Genomic DNA, 15,919 nt, shown 5'->3' with positions numbered 1-15,919 from the left:
GTCTGGGTAATGCACAATTAAAATATGAGTTCATTCCAATACTTCGCCTACGGCTCAAATATGTTGAGCCAACGCTTACAAGCGAGATGTCCCAGCGCGATGGCTATTGGGATTGCCAAAGCCGTCGATTACACTCTTTGCTTTGATAAAAAGAGTGCCGACAATTCTGGTAAGTGTACTTTGCTAAAAACAAACAACATGTCAGATATTGCGTATGGAGTTCTCTTCCGAATTGACACGAGTGAACGTGACGCTTTGGACGATGCGGAGGGTTTTCCAGAAGGTTACGCTCGTGATGATTCATTCACGGTTGTGTCCCTAACTGATCAAAAGTGCATACCAACATCAACTTATATTGCCAACAAATGTGTAGAAGGGTTGAGGCCGTATAGCTGGTATCACGCCCTCGTACTAGCTGGAGCGATGGAACACAAACTACCTCCTGACTATATTCAAACGCTGGCAAAGTTTCCCTATGCCTCCGACCCGGACCCAAAAAAGAATGATCGAGAGCAAAAGGCCCTCACAATATTAAAAAAGGCTGGCTATGCGCACCTTTTCTCAGAAGAAAAAGGTTAGAACAAAACAGTGAGAGTTGCTGGGGGGGTATAGTCCACGCATCCACTCTTCTAACTTGGCCATACTTTTATCCAGCACGTTCAACCATTCTGGTTCTAACCATATTGTAAATTGTACGCCACGCTACTCTGGTCGGAGCATCTTTCTGACTAAATTGATTGTCCACTCAGGTACCGGAAAAATTTCCATCCAATCAAGGTTCCGTAATTCACACTGCCAAGCGAGCAATACAGGATAAGGGGAGAGAATTTCCCCATTAGAGTCATATTTTATGCGGGTTTTATGGAGTTCGTAATGTTGATTTAGACGCGGCATCCACTTCATGAGATGTGCGCCCGCTGGCGTATATTCCACTATAATCTTGCGCCCATCCTGCTTAAAGTTCGTAAAGAGTATCGCCAACAGATCTTGCTTCTCCTCCGTCGTACCGCGCTGATAAATTTCAGCCACTTGGAACGCTAATTGATATAGCAACCTCTGCGCCTCCTGCTTTTCTTCATCGGCAGTTGTAGCATTAGCGAGCGATGATTCCAGCATCGCTTCTTCTGTATTTAACTCAGCAATCTTTTGGTCACAGTATTCCGCTGGCACTTCCCTATTGATCTTCGCTTCATAATATTTTTCACGGCTTTTTCGCGCCTTCACAAGCAACTTTTCCAACCGTAAGTGTTCTCGCTCATCCCCCTTTTGCGCCTCGGCACGCATGTCTTTCTGTACAGCGCTGATGTACTGGAGCATGGCTTCATTTTTTGGTGCAATACACTCAAATATTGGAAAAAGTTGCTCCTCGACCCGTTCCTGGCGCATGCAGGTCTTATGCGAACACTTCCTAGACGCACCGTGGTTATAACAGTGGCCATAAAAGTTGCCTTTCTTTAGATACCACGTAACAAGTCCATCGCAGTGCAAACAGCGAATTTTTCCCTTAAAGACCGGGTTGTGCTTGACGTAATAGGGTGTCTTTGTAGGGCGTTTCAGTTTCTTTTGGACACTGTCAAACAAGCGCTTGCTGACCAGTGGTTCATGTTTGCCCGGATATATCTGGCCTTTCCAGCGCATAAAGCCGCAATAGAATGGATCAGAGAGCAGCCGATGAATTCTACTGGCGTGCAACCGCCCGCCATTTTGACCTCTTAGTCCGGCATCATAGAGCAGATGCTCCAAGCGTTTTAGAGAATAATCGCCACTATTGTAGTATTCAAACGCACTGCGGATATGTCGTGCGATAGCAGGATGTGGCACGTGCTTTTTGTGCCGTTTTTCACCAACCGATTTGTACCCAAGGCGTGGCCGCGACGGCAACCATCCTTCAGCAATCTTTTGCTTCTGACCTTTTTTGACGTTTTCGGAAAGAAGCCGCACATAGTATTCAGCCGTTGCCACTTTTACTCGCCACATGAACCATTCATGGGACTTGGAGTTCTTGTGAAGAATACACCCTTCTTTGACGAGGTGGATTTGATTGCGTTCGTCCCCCATCACCCACTTATCAATGTCAGGCACATCAGCGAAATTTCTCGTCAATCTGTCCGTTGTTTCAACGATGATGTTCCGTACACGGTTTCTGCGAACATAGGTCATCATCTCGCTAAAAGTCTTGCGCTCCTGCTTTCCGCTCGCGCTCTCAGAAATGCGAAATGCCTTGCGAATATCTATCCTATTTTTCTCTGCATATTCACTGAGAACCTTATCTTGAGCATCGAGGGAGTACCCTGTCTCTTCCTGTTCCCTTGAGGAAACGCGACAAAATTTGACGCCTCCAATTGTCAGTGTGTGATTAGTCATGCGTATGTTGATTATACCGCCGAGCGGCAGAACTTTCGCCTTGACAGTCGTGGGCAACTACTGGGCTACTTCCGCACGTTCCCGGCCTCAAGAGGGCTGCGCCCCAATATTTTGATCATGATGAGATAGTAGCGTGAAATGTCATTGGCAATTTCTTCAACTTCTTCATCAGTGTATTCGCGAAGCCCGCCGATAGGTTCATGAAGTCTCTTAAATGCTTCAATATGCTGCTTAGAAAGTTCCATAAGAAGGTTAGTCGGTAATAGCAGGCACCCCACCCCTTCTCACACTGTTTACCCGCATATCTGTGGTGGCAGGATAGATATACTTCCGACGCTTGTTGTGCGGGTCTCGCTCTTCGACCACAAGCCCTGATGTCTCAAGCATGGGAAGGATTTGCTGTCGGAACTGGATGGCGTCAAGCATCCGTCCATAAACACGGTAATGCTCACCAAGCACTTCCCCTCTGGTCAAGCCGATGGTACGGCCATTGTATGCCTTCTGCTTGTCCTGCCACGCCGGAAGAATCACGTCTCGGTATAGTTGATGAACATATGGTGGAATGTTTAGGTCTTGTGCTGGCGCTAATTCCTCCCAGATGGCCAAGGCCTCATTAAAATCATCGTGATGCACGGTGATAGTGGTGCATTCATGCTTTCGCCACCAGAAATTCAAAAGAGCGAATGCCTTCATAAGTGAAATGAAACGCTTGATGTCCCGTTGTGAACGCGGTCGGAGCTGCGCATTGTCGCTCAGGAACACCTTGTGGATTTCTTTCTTTAGAGCCGGTGCGATTTTGATATTTTTGATATGCGCAGCCTTAATGGCATGGATGCGCATGGTGAGTGTTGCCCGAAGTTCATTGTTTTTCAATCTTTCCTCATACCAAGCCCCGTCCATTTCACGAATGATGGTTTCGCTGATACTTTTTCTAATCTTCATCTGGCTGATCTCTGGTGACAGTAAGAACATGCGCGTGGCTTCCTGCTCATTTGTGACCATGCCTGCACTTGAGTGGATGACCGCAGGAAAGCCCTTCAGAAGCACATCCTTCGTCCTGAGGCCCTGTTTCTGGCTTTTGTCAGTGATCTTGATGTTAATGGTCTTGCTGTCATGTGAGAGAAGGGGACGAAGCCGAGACAGCAACTCGTTGTGCGGCTGGTCGAGGAATATCAGTATCTTCCTCGAAAAATCGACAACAATCCTCCCCTTCTTCTCTTTGTCTGGTTCTCCCACATCATGAAAGAAGGCGGTCGGGCTACAATAGCCAAGTTGCACCACATCATGTTTCGGAAAGAGTTTGGCAATCTCAATGGGGATGTAACTTTTCCCCGTGGAAGAGGGTGCGTTGAACGAAATGTTGAATGGGTCTTCAGTATAGGCAGACAGCGCACATAGAAATGTCACCAGTTTATTGGTGTGGTCGTGTTTAATGGTGATGCCGAGGATGCGTGCGAGTGTATCAGCATTCATTGGTTCAAATGAAATGGATGGTGAAGACATACGTTTGATGGTTACGCGAATATGTCACCAAGAATACGTCAGGTATTGGAAGGTGCTAGATACCCAGTTTTGATACCAAAAGTGTCACCATTTCCTGTTATCTAGGTTGTACAAGAGGGCTGCTATATCCTTACGCAGATACCTTCCACGTTGCGCAGGCTGGTATCGTCTTACACACATGCTCAGCGTACCCTAGTACGCCGAGATAATTGTTCTTTTCCTATGTTCCAGAAAATTAAACGCCCGCGCACAATCCTCGCTGTTTACGCTGATGGATTTGGCCTATCCCATGCAGTCTTAAACAACCCAAAGGCACTTGTTGCCTGGGGTCTCAAACGAGCAACCGGAGATAAAAATATGGCTTGTCTTCGCGAGTTTGTAAAATTGCTCAATTTAGTGAAGCCTGATGTCGTCGTCATAGAGGACATTCCACACAGTCAAAAGAAACAGCGGTCTCGTGTTTACACGTTGATTGCTGCAATGACAGAGACAGCCATCGACCAAGGTTTTCCGATTCACTTCTATTCTCGCAATCAAATTCAGGATGCGTTTGCAACCAAAGGGGCGAAGACCAAACACGACATTGCCACAGTCATTGGCGACATGTTCCCCAAACTGAAAGGTGATGTGCCATCTAAACGAAAACCATGGGAACCTGAGAAGCCCGCAACCTCTTATTTCACTGCCACTTCCCTTGCACTGACGCACTTCCATTTCACACCGCAGGGCTGAACCGCTCCCGCTGAAACACAGCGGGAAGCCCGGAGCATCGCTCTTGGCTTCCATCTGTTCTTTCAACAACAAGAGAGGTTTCTGTTATGAAATCACAGGAGATATACACGTCTGTTACCAACCGTATCATTGAGGAATTGGAAGCAGGCACACCGCCGTGGGTAAAACCGTGGCAAGGCGGGAACGTAGACAAACATGTCTTTCCCCATAATGCAGTTACCGGAAGACCCTATAGCGGCATCAATATCCTGCTCTTATGGGTTCGGGCGTCAGAGCAAAACTACGTCCGCTCCGGCTGGCTCACCTTCAAACAGGCCCATGCCCTTGGGGCATATGTCCGCAAAGGCGAAAAGGCCGTCCGCATTGTCTTTGTAAAAGAGGTCAGGGTTGCGGATGATGAGGATAAAGACGCAGAGAAAGTCATTCCTGTTATCCGCTCTTATGCTGTCTTCAACCTCAACCAGCTTGAGAAGTTGCCGGACGCCTACACCATACCGTATGAACCGCTGCCAGATCATGAGTGTATGCAGGATATAGAAGGCTTTATTGCTGCAACAGACATTGACGTAGCCCACGGCAGTGACAGTGCTGCCTATAACCCACGTCATGACGCCGTTGTCATGCCCTTGCCATCACAGTTTGAAAGCCCAGACCATTACTATGCAACGCTCTTTCATGAGTATGGGCATGCAACAGGGCATACCAAGCGACTAGGGCGTGATCTCACGGGTCGGTTTGGGACGCAGTCCTATGCGGCTGAAGAGTTGATAGCCGAGCTGACGTCAGCCTACCTGTGTGCCTTCTTTGGTATAGAGGGACAACTGCGCCATGCATCATACATAGAACACTGGCTTGCCCTGCTGCGCTCCGACAATCGGGCTGTCTTCACCGCTGCCGGTAAAGCACAAGAAGCCATGACCTTCCTGCTAACGGGAGCAGGCGTTCCAACATGAGGACAGAAACACATAAGCCCCAGTCTTGCGACTGGGGCTTTCTGCACCTTGGCAAACATCCCCGCCTGCCAAATCTAAGAAGGTGTGTGAGAGGATTGATAATACAACCCTCTCACGGCGGCGCATACATACTTTGGGGGTCGTATATACGCCGCGAATGCCTAACCATCACATACATAGGGCTACAGTCAAATCATATCTATTTGATATGGTGAGGGACTGAACGGCACATCCAGCAGCCCCTCGTCCTCAGCACAAGCCCTTGGGAGGTTATACACTGAGGAAACTGATGTATCCTGTTCCATATATAAAAAGCGGCAAGGGATGTTTCCACCCCTTACCGAGTTCTCCCTTGGAATACTAACGCAGAGGAAATGCATTTTAGACAGTCCAAGAGCAATACTATCCTCAGTCTGGCTGCATGTTTTTAGCAACCAGTATCCGTTCTGCCCACATATCACCTGCCACCTGCTGTAGTTCGCTCTCTGTTGGCTGTATCTTGCCTTGCTCTACAATGAGAGCCATGCGGTCTTTCCATGTCACAGTGTTTTCAGTACAGGAAAATACTAGCAGATGCAGGGTGTAGGTTGTTGCGGCCCTGTCGATAGACAGAAGGTTTTTCTTCTTCGACACGTCTTCATCTGTTGCAGCAAAGATAAGGTCCGCCTTGCTGGTCTGGCAGGCAGCCATGAAGGCGTCCGTCATATCTGCCCCAGTGCTGGCTTCTATCTCTGGTAATGAGTGAACTGTAAACGTACCAGAGGCACGGAGGGCTGCGATAAACCGCTCTTCCCGTTCTCCGTTCGACCAAACGGCAACCGTTCTGCCAGACGGTAGTGGCTGTGGCGGAGCTTCTCGTCCATCAACCGCAGGAAAGGCAACCTTTATCTCTCCGCCGGACTGTGTTTGCACCACCTTATGCACTGCAAAGGTGGCAGCACCAACACCAACCAGCATGAACAGTGGCACAGCCGCACATCCTGACAAGGATAAAGCGTAGAGGCAAAACAGGAAGGACCGTGTTCTGTGTTGCATCCGCTTATTGCTGCACACAATGCACCCGTTTCATCATGTCATCGGCGTCACAGCGGTACACCCGTCCATCTTTGACACGAGCGTCCCATTTGACAGACAACATACCCCTGTCGATATTGAGGACGGTTATGGCTTCCGGTGATACATCACCAACAAATCGGGCAGTTTCCCGCTCCAGACTGCTAGACGTGTTCACGCAGCCAGTTACGGTAAAAGCAAGTGCAAGCATACTGAGTGTTTTTTTCATGTCTGAAATCCTTATGGAAGATGTGTTTTAGAACTGGTAGCCTACCCCAAGCCGGAAACTCTCTAGCTTTGTGACAGCCTCTGCTGCCTGCACCACCGGCATGTCGATAATCTCTAGCTCGTCCAGAGTAACAGGTGCCGTGGCTGTCCCCAGTTTGGCAAAGGTGTATCGGGCTGTGATAAGCATATGCTTGCCCACTTTGGCGGTTGCCCTGATGCCATATGTCCCACCTATCTGGTTTGAGGTATCACTGTATGAAGCCCAGTGTTCCCTGATGGTGGAGTCAAAGAAATTATATGGACCATAAATCTCACCAGAGACGGAGGTTGTAGCGAGTGTAAATCCTGCCTCACCACCAATGAGGAAGTGTTTGCCGATGGGTACTTCCACTGTGCCAACCATACGACCCTTGGGCTTCACACTGACGGTTGCTTCTGAGGATAGGGTGAGAAAGTCAGGAGCATCTTCAAACAGCAGACCATCGGTACTGTCCGTTATAGTCCTACCACCACCAAAGATACCTTCCAGTTCTGCGCCCAAAACAAGTTTGCCAAACTCCTTACGGAAGCCAAACTGTATCGTTCCTGCCCAGTCTGCCTTGTTGCCACTGAGGTCTTCAAGATTGTCAAACAGAATGATACCTGACGGGTCTGGGTTTACAGATACTTTGGCTTTGGTGGTTTCTAGACCTAGACCCATGTAGAGGCCGGTCCAGTCCAGCTTTTCTTCTTCAGCCGCTTGTGTCGCCGCTGTTACTCCAAGTGTGCCTAATGCAATGAGTGTTCTTTTGAACATATGTTACCCCCTGATTTGAAAATGAAAACTAGTTACTCATGACTATAATGACGTGCAGAAAGCTTTGCTCTCTATACGCTCAAGTGCTTTTCGAGCATCGTGATACCCAAGCTTCTTGTCTCCGTACTCCATAATTTTGGTGAATACGGCACGTGCAGTTTCTACCTCGCCACGATAACAATGGTGGTACGCTGCAAATTGCAGTGCTTCATAGGAAAGCGAATGCCAGTCACTAGTTCGTCCAGTAATGTAGCGTGTGAGTTCAGTCAGTTCTCGCATATCGACATTGCATGCCTTACGGCAAAATGCTGCCTTTGCGTTGGAATCTCCATTTCCCAGATGAGCAATGTATCGCATGGTATATACGGTTGGTATCAAATGCTTATACCGATTTCGGGAAATCCGCTCGGCAGTTTCTAAATCGCGTAGCGCCGAGCTAAATGAGCCAGCAGTTATATTCAAGCTGGCGGCTACAATCTTTGCTGATGCCAAACGCTCTTCCGGATGATGTTCAGAAAATGAAGCGTGAAGGGTCACATATGCTGTATTTGTGCGACCAAGAGCTGCTTGCAAAACAGCTTGAAAGTAAAGAACCTCACCCTTATCAGCATCAGGATGTTGTTTAGCTTTTTCCAGATGGCTAAGTGCCTCCTGAAAGTTCCCCTTTTTATATTCTGTAGTCGCATCCTTAATGTAACGCTTATACAAACCACTAGGATTTTCAGGTCGTGGTAAAAACTGAGATGGACAGGGTTTGTACTGAACCCGCATGATACTGGCGGTACGCACTTCACAGTCATCTTTCGGATTAACTCGCCCAGGTATTGAGAAGCTGTACAGCGCACGACCAATCCTAAGCATCATACGTCCGGGTGACATCTCTGATAAAGTGAGGTGTACCATTTCATTGCTACTTGAAACAGGAGCCGCCTGTAATCGCCAGCCCTGCTTGAGGTTAACTCGCCAAGTAGGTTTGTCTACCACCTTGAACTTGTCACCATGTCCCCACCCAGAGAGAACATTTTGTGCTGCAATGCGTGTCACACGGTGAATCGTTATATCCTGAGTTGCTAGGGCCTTAGCGTCAGGCGAATAAATAACAAATGAGATATTTGTTGCAGGAAGACGCTGCCCACCAACTGTATGGATCAAGTCTCCTCCATATTGTTCGCCTAAATAAGCTGTTTTGCTAACAGGGTGCCGGTGCATTTCAACTAAGTGGTCATTATAAAATGCGTAAACGCCATAGTGATCCGGCACCACAATATCATCCACTGCATTACTACTGGGCGGGACTGCCAGATAGCACACATAAATAGCGGCCCATAAGAAGCCCTTGATGAATAATGCGCTGTCATTAACCAGCATGATATACCCCCCAACTATCAAGTATTTACGAGAATGCGATTTTTCTTGAACAGTTCGGACATACTGTTCAGCACGATGTGTTCTCCTTCTTTCCGCTAAACCCACGCCATAATTTACTTGCAAACCCTCGCTCTTCCGGTCCTAGAGCGTTGGCATAGATAGCGGTTGTGTGCATATGCGTGTGACCAAGCCATTTCTGGAGCATATTTAATGGAATACCCGCTTGAATCGCTAAGACTCCAAAACTGTGCCGTAGTCCTTTTGGTGTTGCTTTCACGCCAGAAATGCCAGCGTGTTGCATCACTTCTTTCACTCGTGTCCACGCTGTTGTACGACACCATGTCCACAGCGTTTTATGCGTGGAAGAAGAGCGTTTTTGCCTGCAACGCACGCTATATACTGCATCAAGTGTTTGGAGTAATTCGGTGGGAACCGGCACACGACGGTACAGGCCCCGTTGCCGTTTCTTCAAACTTTCAAAGACAATTACCTTTTCATCGAAATCTATTCGGGCAGGGGATAACGCCAACACCTCAGAAATACGAGCGCCTGTGTACGCCAACACGAAGCAAAACACTCGCACCTCAGGAGGTGCGGACGATGCAGCATCAAGGAACGCTCGCCACTCGACCTGATTTAGGTACTTGCGATTTCCTTGTATATCGAAACTAAAGGATGCCTGTGCGATATTCATAATATAACTACTCGGAACAAACTTGACATCGGTTCAGAATATAAACAGTATGTCCGAACTGTTCAAAATCAGCCCCTAAAGTATGCACAACACACTGTTTCATAATAACATTTTCCTATTTTAGCAAATCACTCAGATTGCATATATGTCACGCTCGGCATAGCCGATATGCGTAGGTAAAGTATCGGGTGGCACATCTACTTCCTCAACCCGCCAAAACCTTGAGGTTTGGCCTCAAAAGTTGATTTATTGGTTTACAAAACCCGCCAATTCACTTTCAATGAAGTGAATATGCACATGGACGACAAAGGACTGTGAGGATGGACTACTCGTTCATAGATATGCTTTCTCATCTACATGGTGCGAAAGACGGAAAAGCTGCATGGCATGGCTTTAAGGCACTTTGCCAAAAGTACGGCGTTCGATATGTAACATACCTCAGAGCAGAGCCATCACGCCTAGATACAGAGAGCATCCATTACCGCATCGACATGGATGAGGAATGGATCACGCATTATATGGACAACAACTATGTTGCCCATGACCCCGCTGTCTTACATGCATTTTCATACAAACAACCTTTCATGTTCGATAGAAACGCTGCTGTGGACACCAATCTCACATGGACTGACACACAAGTTACCCTCTCTCGTGAAGCTCAGGACTTTGGCTTAGGAAGTGGGTTTGTAATCCCCTGCTTTTCGTATCGAGGCACACTGCAAGGAAGCATTACGCTTTTTGCAGAACATGGGGATGTTGAGGGCTGGGAAGTCATGCAAGCACATGCTGAACGGCTTATGCTCAACGCTCTTCTGCTGCATCAGTGGTATAGCAAAGAGGGCGATGTCCTTATTGGCGACAGTTACAAACTATCACCCCGGCAACGAGAAGTTATACAGTGGATGAAGACTGGGCTTTCCAATGAACTCATCGCCGAAAAAATGGGGATTGCAGAGAATACGGTGTCATTTCACCTGACAGATATTCGACGGCTACTTGGGGTACGTTCTCGTCGAGAGATTTTAGCAAAAGCATACGCATATGATATTCAGTAACGTAACCTCGGCACTGGTGCGCCAAGACACTCCACTGATTCAAGCAGTCGAATATTACCGCCGTACTATCCATAAAAACCAATGTGTATAGCCCCTTAAACACCTTTCCTATGGGAGTGTAAGGGGGCATAATTCTGCTTACACAAAGAAGAGGAGGCCGCCGTGTCTCGGCGTACACGCATCACCGAAGATGCACCAAAGAAGGTTGGTATCTGGGTTAGGGTATCCACTGAAGACCAAGCACAGGGCGACAGCCCAGAACACCATGAACGCCGTGCTAGCGCGTATGCAGAAGCAAAAGAGTGGGATGTGGTCTCCGTATACCACCTTGAAGGTGTAAGCGGCAAAGCGGTCATGCAGCATCCAGAGACCAAGCGTATGCTTGCTGACGTAGAAGCAGGCGCAATTTCCGGTCTCATATTCTCGAAGCTGGCTCGGCTTGCACGGAACACCAAAGAGCTACTGGACTTTGCAGACATATTCAGGGAACACGGGGCAGGTCTCATTTCTCTTCAAGAAGCTATCGACACCACCACGCCTGCGGGTCGGCTGTTCTACACCATGATTGGTGCAATGGCACAGTGGGAGCGTGAAGAGATTGCAGAGCGTGTCTCTGCATCTGTTGCAATCCGTGCAGAGCTTGGGAAGAAAATGGGTGGTCAGGTGGTCTATGGGTATCGCTGGCATAACGGTACTATGCAGCCAGACCCAGAAGAAGGCCCTGTCCGTGTCTTAATGTATGAACTCTTTGCAGAGCATAAACGGAAAAAGACCGTTGCTCGTATACTTACGGAACGTGGATATCGTACCCGCAAGGGTGGGAAATTTTCTGATACTACGGTAGACCGCTTGCTCCGTGACCCTACCGCCAAAGGAAAGCGGCGGGTCAACTATACACGATCTACCGATAATGGCAGTGCGGAGCTGAAGCCTGAAGATGATTGGGTCTGGCATGATGTGGAGCCGATTGTGTCCGAAGAACTGTGGGAAGAGTGTAATAGCTTTTTGAGCAAACAGCGTCTAACACGTAAGAAAGTCTCTCGTACCGCCACGCACTTATTTGGCGGTATCGCTACCTGCACCTGTGGTTCTAAAATGTATGTTCCTTCCAACATGCCTAAGTATCTGTGTAAGGCATGTAAGAACAAAATCCCTGTTGAAGATTTGCATGCGGTGTTCCATGAGCAACTGAAAACCATTTCGCTCAATCCAAAAGAACTCGATGAGTATTTTCTGGCTGAAAATGAAAAGCTCAGTGAACGAGAAAAAATCATCGTTGCGTTGGAAAAGAAACAGCAGCAGCTTGAGAAAGAAATCGACAAAATTTACGACCTCTATCTCAATGACCAAATCCCCAAAGAAGGCTTTGGCAAACGCATCAAGCCTTTTGAAGACCAGCTTGCCCAAATTGAGGAAGAGCTGCCCCGTGCGCAAGCAGAATATGATGTCTTGAAGATAAACTATTTCTCTCAAGAACAAGTAATGGTAGATGCTGGAAATCTATACGAGAGGTGGAAGCTTCTCTCTGAGGAAGAGAAGCGTAACATTGTAGATGCGGTCTGCGACCGCATCATTATTGGGAAAGATGATATCGAAATAAATTTCTATCACTTTCCCACAGAAACGGTTGCAACAGGGCAACGAATTAACAGGGGTTCATTGCAGCAACAAGCTGAAAGCGCGCAGGATAGGTGACATGGGCCTGCGCTCGCGCGATAACAGCTGTGCCGGTTTCAATGGGCTGCCGGAGCGCTTCAAGCGCCGCGCGGGAAAACTCGGGCAATTCGTCAAGAAACAAAACCCCTGAGTGCGCGAGCGATACTTCACCCGGCAAGGCTTTAGCGCCGCCGCCAATAAGGGCTGGCATGCTCGCACTGTGGTGTGGGCTGCGGTAAGGCCGCGTGCGCCTTATAACACCATCTGTTAATTTACCGGCAACAGACGCCACAAGGCTTGCCTCAAGCGCCTCCTTGGGCGTAAGCGGTGGCAAAAGCGATACAAGCCTTGACGCCAGCATAGACTTGCCCGCGCCCGGCGGACCTGATAATAGAAGGGAATGGCCGCCAGCTGCCGCTATTTCAAGAGCACGTTTTGCAGCCTCCTGACCTTTGATATCAGCTAGGTCCGGCATCGGGCCGCTGCCCGTGATTACCTTTGCAACAGGCTGTGATAAAAGCTGCCTGCCCCTAATATGATTAACAAGCGATAGAAGATGCGACGCGGCAAGAATTTCGCCGCCGCCCGCCCATGCTGCCTCACTGCCGCAAGCCGCAGGGCACACAAAAGTTGCATCAATACTGTTGGCATAAAGCGCGGCTGGTAATATGCCTGCCACGGGCCGGATGCTGGCATCCAGCCCCAATTCGCCCATAATAACGGTTTCAGATGCCAAATCTGTTGGCAAAACCCCCATCGCGACAAGCAAGGCTACAATGATAGGTAAATCATAATGGCTGCCCTCTTTTGGCCGGTCTGCAGGGGAAAGGTTAACCGTTATACGTTCCGCTGGCAGAGCCGTACCAATGGCAGCAAGCGCGGAGCGTACGCGCTCGCGTGCTTCGTTAACTGCCTTATCTGCAAGACCAACAATTGTAAATGCAGGTAGCCCGCTCGTAATTTGTACCTGCACCTCAACCGGTAAGGCCTCAATGCCTTCAAAGGCAACGGTCTGAACACTGGCAACCACCCGGTTTCCCCCACTGTGCTATTTGTTGTTCGCCTAAACTCTATATGCGCGAACATGAACAAATCATGAACACTTGATAGAAAAATTATAGAAATGTCTAGCGAAAAATGCAGTGGCAAGGCACTGCGCCTTCATCATAAAGGCGCGGATGTTTTAAAAGGTGCCCATCACAGGCACCTTCTTCATTTCGCTATATCGGCTGAAGATTTTAATACCTAATAGACATCAAGCGGGCTTAAAAGCTGCTTTCGCTTTTGTATCCAGTGACCCGCTCCACAGTGTAGATAATAAAGCCGCAATAACCAGAATACTACCCACCCAAGGTGTGGCCCCAAGGCCAAGGGGTGAAGCCACAACCAAACCACCAACCCAAGCACCCAGCGCTATTCCCAGGTTGAAGGCCGCAATGTTAAGGGCCGAGGCAACATCCACCGCACCAGGGCGATGCACTTTAGCAAGTTGAACCACATAAAGCTGCAAGCCCGGGACCGTTGCGAAAGATAGAAAACCCATGGCTGACAGGGTGATAAGTGCCAGAATAGGCATAGATGCTGTAAGGGAGAAAACCGCCAGAACACCGGCCTGTAATAAAAAGAGCCACGCCAGAGCCTGCCCCGGGTTACGGTTAGCAATGCGTCCCCCTATAAGGTTTCCAGCCGCGATGGCCACACCGTAAAGAATAAGGATAAGGCTAACATGTGATGCTGCAAAGCCCGTGATCTCCTCCAGAATTGATGCAAGGTACGTAAACGTTACAAAAGTGCCGCCATAACCAAACGTTGTCATGGCAAAAACAAGCAACAGTCTGCCACTACCTAGCACTCGCACTTGGTCCATGATAGATGCAGGCGCAGCCTTAGCAAGGGTGCGCGGTAAAAGCGCTGCAACCCCCAAAAGGGCGATCAACCCTAAAACAACAACAGCACCAAAGGTGGCACGCCAGCCAAAGGTTTGGCCAATATAAGTGCCAAGCGGTACACCCGTTACAATAGCAACGGTCAAGCCCATAAACATTAAGGCAATGGCAGAGGCGCGCTTGTCTTCAGGAACAAGGTCCGCCGCTATCGTTGAGCCCACGGAAAAGAAAACACCGTGTGCAAAAGCCGACAGGACCCTGCCAACCAAAAGCATTTCATACCCAGAGCTTAGGGCAGCGATAGCATTTCCAATGATAAAAAGCACCATAAGGCCAAGCAGAAGAGGTTTGCGTTCCATGCGCCCAGTTAGGGCCGTCAGGATGGGCGCACCAAAGGTAACACCAAGCGCATAAACACTAACAATTAGGCCTGCAATGGGTAACGTAATGTCAAGATCGTTCGCAACAGTAGGCAGAAGCCCCACAATAACAAACTCAGTGGTGCCGATCGCATAAGCCGCGATCGCCAGAGCGTACAATGCAATAGGCATGTATTTTCCTTCCTCCGGCTTTATGTGAAGCCGAGATAAATAAAACATTGAATGTGGAATCTTGTTAACCAGCAGCAAGAAACCGCTGACACCAAAATGGCGCAAAATGGCTTGAGAAATAATACTGTATTATGTAAAAATACTTATGAATTTAATTCAAAGGTAAATGAATGGATAACCGTGCTGGCGAGATGGCTGTGTTTGTTGCAGCAGTAGAAAATGGCGGTTTTTCTGCTGCTGGGCGCAAGCTTGGCATGTCTCCTTCCGCTATCAGTAAACTGGTCATGCGAACAGAAGACAGATTAGGCACCCCGCTTCTTGTGCGCTCTACCCGAAATCTGCAACTCACCCCCGAAGGAGCACTTTATATGGAGAGTGCACGCCGCATACTAGCGCAAATAGAGGATGCCGAACGCCTAATTTCAACCGGTAAAACGGCGGTACCGCGCGGAAAACTGCGGGTTAGCACAACAGTGGCTTTTGGCGAACGCTGCCTTTTGCCTCTGGTGCCCAAGTTTCTTGAGCTTTATCCGAAGATTGAATTGGATATCTCGTTAATCGACAGTGTTATTGATCTGATCGATGAACGTACAGATATTGCCGTTAGGTCTGGCCCCCTGCGAAACTCATCTTTGATGGCGCGTAAACTTATGGAGGGTGGCAGGGTCATTGTCGCATCACCCGCCTATCTTGAGGCACACGGCACCCCGCAAACACCCGCCGCGCTTCATAATCATAACTGCCTGCAATTCAATTTCCGGCGCAGCATGGATGAATGGCCTTTCCGGGATCCTGCAACTGGTAATACCTTCAGCCTGCCTGTACCGGGTACTGTATTTGCAAACAACGGTATTATTCTGAACCAGCTATGCCGCAAAGATCTGGGGCTTGTAAGGCTTGGCCGGTTCCATGTGGAAGATGATATAAAGGCCGGGCGGCTAGTCCCTGTTCTGGAAAACTACAATCCAGATGATAAAGAGATTATCCATGCTGTTTATGTTGGGCATGAACACCTTGCACTGCGTATCCGGGCCTTTATTGACTTTCTGGTAGACAACATAAAATACCCATAAGCCTAAT

At 48.6% G+C, this 15,919-nt stretch carries 15 protein-coding genes and 1 pseudogene; 6 read left to right on the top strand and 10 right to left on the bottom strand.

The genetic code is table 11. The features are described 5' to 3' along the window. Positions 1 to 24 precede the first annotated feature (24 nt). The gene (locus tag ICL80_RS02535; protein WP_194214564.1) at positions 25 to 579 is read left to right on the top strand and encodes a gamma-glutamylcyclotransferase family protein; all 555 of its coding nucleotides are present in this window, start codon (positions 25 to 27) and stop codon (positions 577 to 579) included. 123 nt (positions 580 to 702) lie between these two features. On the opposite strand, the gene ICL80_RS02530 is transcribed toward ICL80_RS02535, so the two are convergent. The 3 genes from ICL80_RS02530 to ICL80_RS02520 form a co-directional block, all read right to left on the bottom strand. Beyond that, on the bottom strand, positions 703 to 2,364 hold the full coding sequence (locus ICL80_RS02530) for a recombinase family protein (protein ID WP_194214563.1): 1,662 nt from the start codon (positions 2,362 to 2,364) through the stop codon (positions 703 to 705). A gap of 65 nt (positions 2,365 to 2,429) precedes the next feature. Beyond that, on the bottom strand, positions 2,430 to 2,609 hold the full coding sequence (locus ICL80_RS02525; protein WP_194214562.1) for a hypothetical protein: 180 nt from the start codon (positions 2,607 to 2,609) through the stop codon (positions 2,430 to 2,432). A 7-nt stretch (positions 2,610 to 2,616) separates the two neighbouring features. Further along, positions 2,617 to 3,837, bottom strand: a complete 1,221-nt coding sequence (locus ICL80_RS02520) for a hypothetical protein (protein WP_194214561.1) — start codon at positions 3,835 to 3,837, stop codon at positions 2,617 to 2,619. A 252-nt stretch (positions 3,838 to 4,089) separates the two neighbouring features. Between ICL80_RS02520 and ICL80_RS02515 the strand changes: the two genes are divergently transcribed. Together ICL80_RS02515 and ICL80_RS02510 are read left to right on the top strand one after the other, a co-directional pair. Continuing rightward, positions 4,090 to 4,599, top strand: a complete 510-nt coding sequence (locus ICL80_RS02515) for a hypothetical protein (protein WP_194214560.1) — start codon at positions 4,090 to 4,092, stop codon at positions 4,597 to 4,599. A gap of 86 nt (positions 4,600 to 4,685) precedes the next feature. Then, a complete protein-coding gene (locus ICL80_RS02510) occupies positions 4,686 to 5,552 on the top strand; it encodes an ArdC family protein (protein ID WP_194214559.1) in 867 nt (288 codons plus the stop codon). A gap of 408 nt (positions 5,553 to 5,960) precedes the next feature. On the opposite strand, the gene ICL80_RS02505 is transcribed toward ICL80_RS02510, so the two are convergent. From ICL80_RS02505 to ICL80_RS02485, 5 genes are all read right to left on the bottom strand, one after another. Beyond that, the gene (locus ICL80_RS02505; RefSeq protein WP_194214558.1) at positions 5,961 to 6,587 is read right to left on the bottom strand and encodes a hypothetical protein; all 627 of its coding nucleotides are present in this window, start codon (positions 6,585 to 6,587) and stop codon (positions 5,961 to 5,963) included. A gap of 4 nt (positions 6,588 to 6,591) precedes the next feature. Then, entirely contained in the window at positions 6,592 to 6,834 is a 243-nt protein-coding gene (locus tag ICL80_RS02500) for a hypothetical protein (RefSeq protein WP_194214557.1), read from the bottom strand. Positions 6,835 to 6,861: 27 nt separating this feature from the next. After that, entirely contained in the window at positions 6,862 to 7,629 is a 768-nt protein-coding gene (locus ICL80_RS02495; RefSeq protein WP_194214556.1) for an outer membrane beta-barrel protein, read from the bottom strand. Positions 7,630 to 7,671: 42 nt separating this feature from the next. Continuing rightward, positions 7,672 to 8,997, bottom strand: coding sequence for a tetratricopeptide repeat protein (locus tag ICL80_RS02490; protein ID WP_194214555.1), 1,326 nt, complete (start codon positions 8,995 to 8,997; stop codon positions 7,672 to 7,674). Positions 8,998 to 9,064: 67 nt separating this feature from the next. Beyond that, positions 9,065 to 9,691: a tyrosine-type recombinase/integrase gene (locus ICL80_RS02485; protein WP_194214554.1), complete on the bottom strand. Its 627-nt coding sequence runs from the start codon at positions 9,689 to 9,691 to the stop codon at positions 9,065 to 9,067. A 320-nt stretch (positions 9,692 to 10,011) separates the two neighbouring features. On the opposite strand from ICL80_RS02485, the gene ICL80_RS02480 reads away from it, so the two are divergent. Together ICL80_RS02480 and ICL80_RS02475 are read left to right on the top strand one after the other, a co-directional pair. Then, complete coding sequence (locus ICL80_RS02480) at positions 10,012 to 10,746, top strand: LuxR family transcriptional regulator (RefSeq protein ID WP_194214553.1); 735 nt, start codon at positions 10,012 to 10,014, stop codon at positions 10,744 to 10,746. Positions 10,747 to 10,908: 162 nt separating this feature from the next. Beyond that, positions 10,909 to 12,441, top strand: a complete 1,533-nt coding sequence (locus ICL80_RS02475) for a recombinase family protein (RefSeq protein WP_194214552.1) — start codon at positions 10,909 to 10,911, stop codon at positions 12,439 to 12,441. On the opposite strand, the pseudogene ICL80_RS02470 reads toward ICL80_RS02475, so the two are convergent. Together ICL80_RS02470 and ICL80_RS02465 are read right to left on the bottom strand one after the other, a co-directional pair. Next, positions 12,395 to 13,432 (bottom strand): annotated as a pseudogene (locus ICL80_RS02470) (YifB family Mg chelatase-like AAA ATPase); the annotation flags it as partial. The gene ICL80_RS02475 and the pseudogene ICL80_RS02470 sit on opposite strands and share 47 nt — an antisense overlap. A 225-nt stretch (positions 13,433 to 13,657) precedes the next feature. Next, a complete protein-coding gene (locus ICL80_RS02465; RefSeq protein WP_194214550.1) occupies positions 13,658 to 14,839 on the bottom strand; it encodes an MFS transporter in 1,182 nt (393 codons plus the stop codon). 170 nt (positions 14,840 to 15,009) lie between these two features. On the opposite strand from ICL80_RS02465, the gene ICL80_RS02460 reads away from it, so the two are divergent. Beyond that, on the top strand, positions 15,010 to 15,912 hold the full coding sequence (locus ICL80_RS02460) for a LysR family transcriptional regulator (RefSeq protein WP_194214549.1): 903 nt from the start codon (positions 15,010 to 15,012) through the stop codon (positions 15,910 to 15,912). The last annotated feature ends 7 nt before the right edge of the window (positions 15,913 to 15,919 follow it).

Source organism: Kordiimonas pumila (assembly GCF_015240255.1).
GTDB classification, from domain to species: Bacteria; Pseudomonadota; Alphaproteobacteria; order Sphingomonadales; family Kordiimonadaceae; genus Kordiimonas; species Kordiimonas pumila.
The sequence above is the reverse complement of the archived record's forward strand: the minus strand, read 5'-3'. Positions and strand labels throughout refer to the sequence as shown.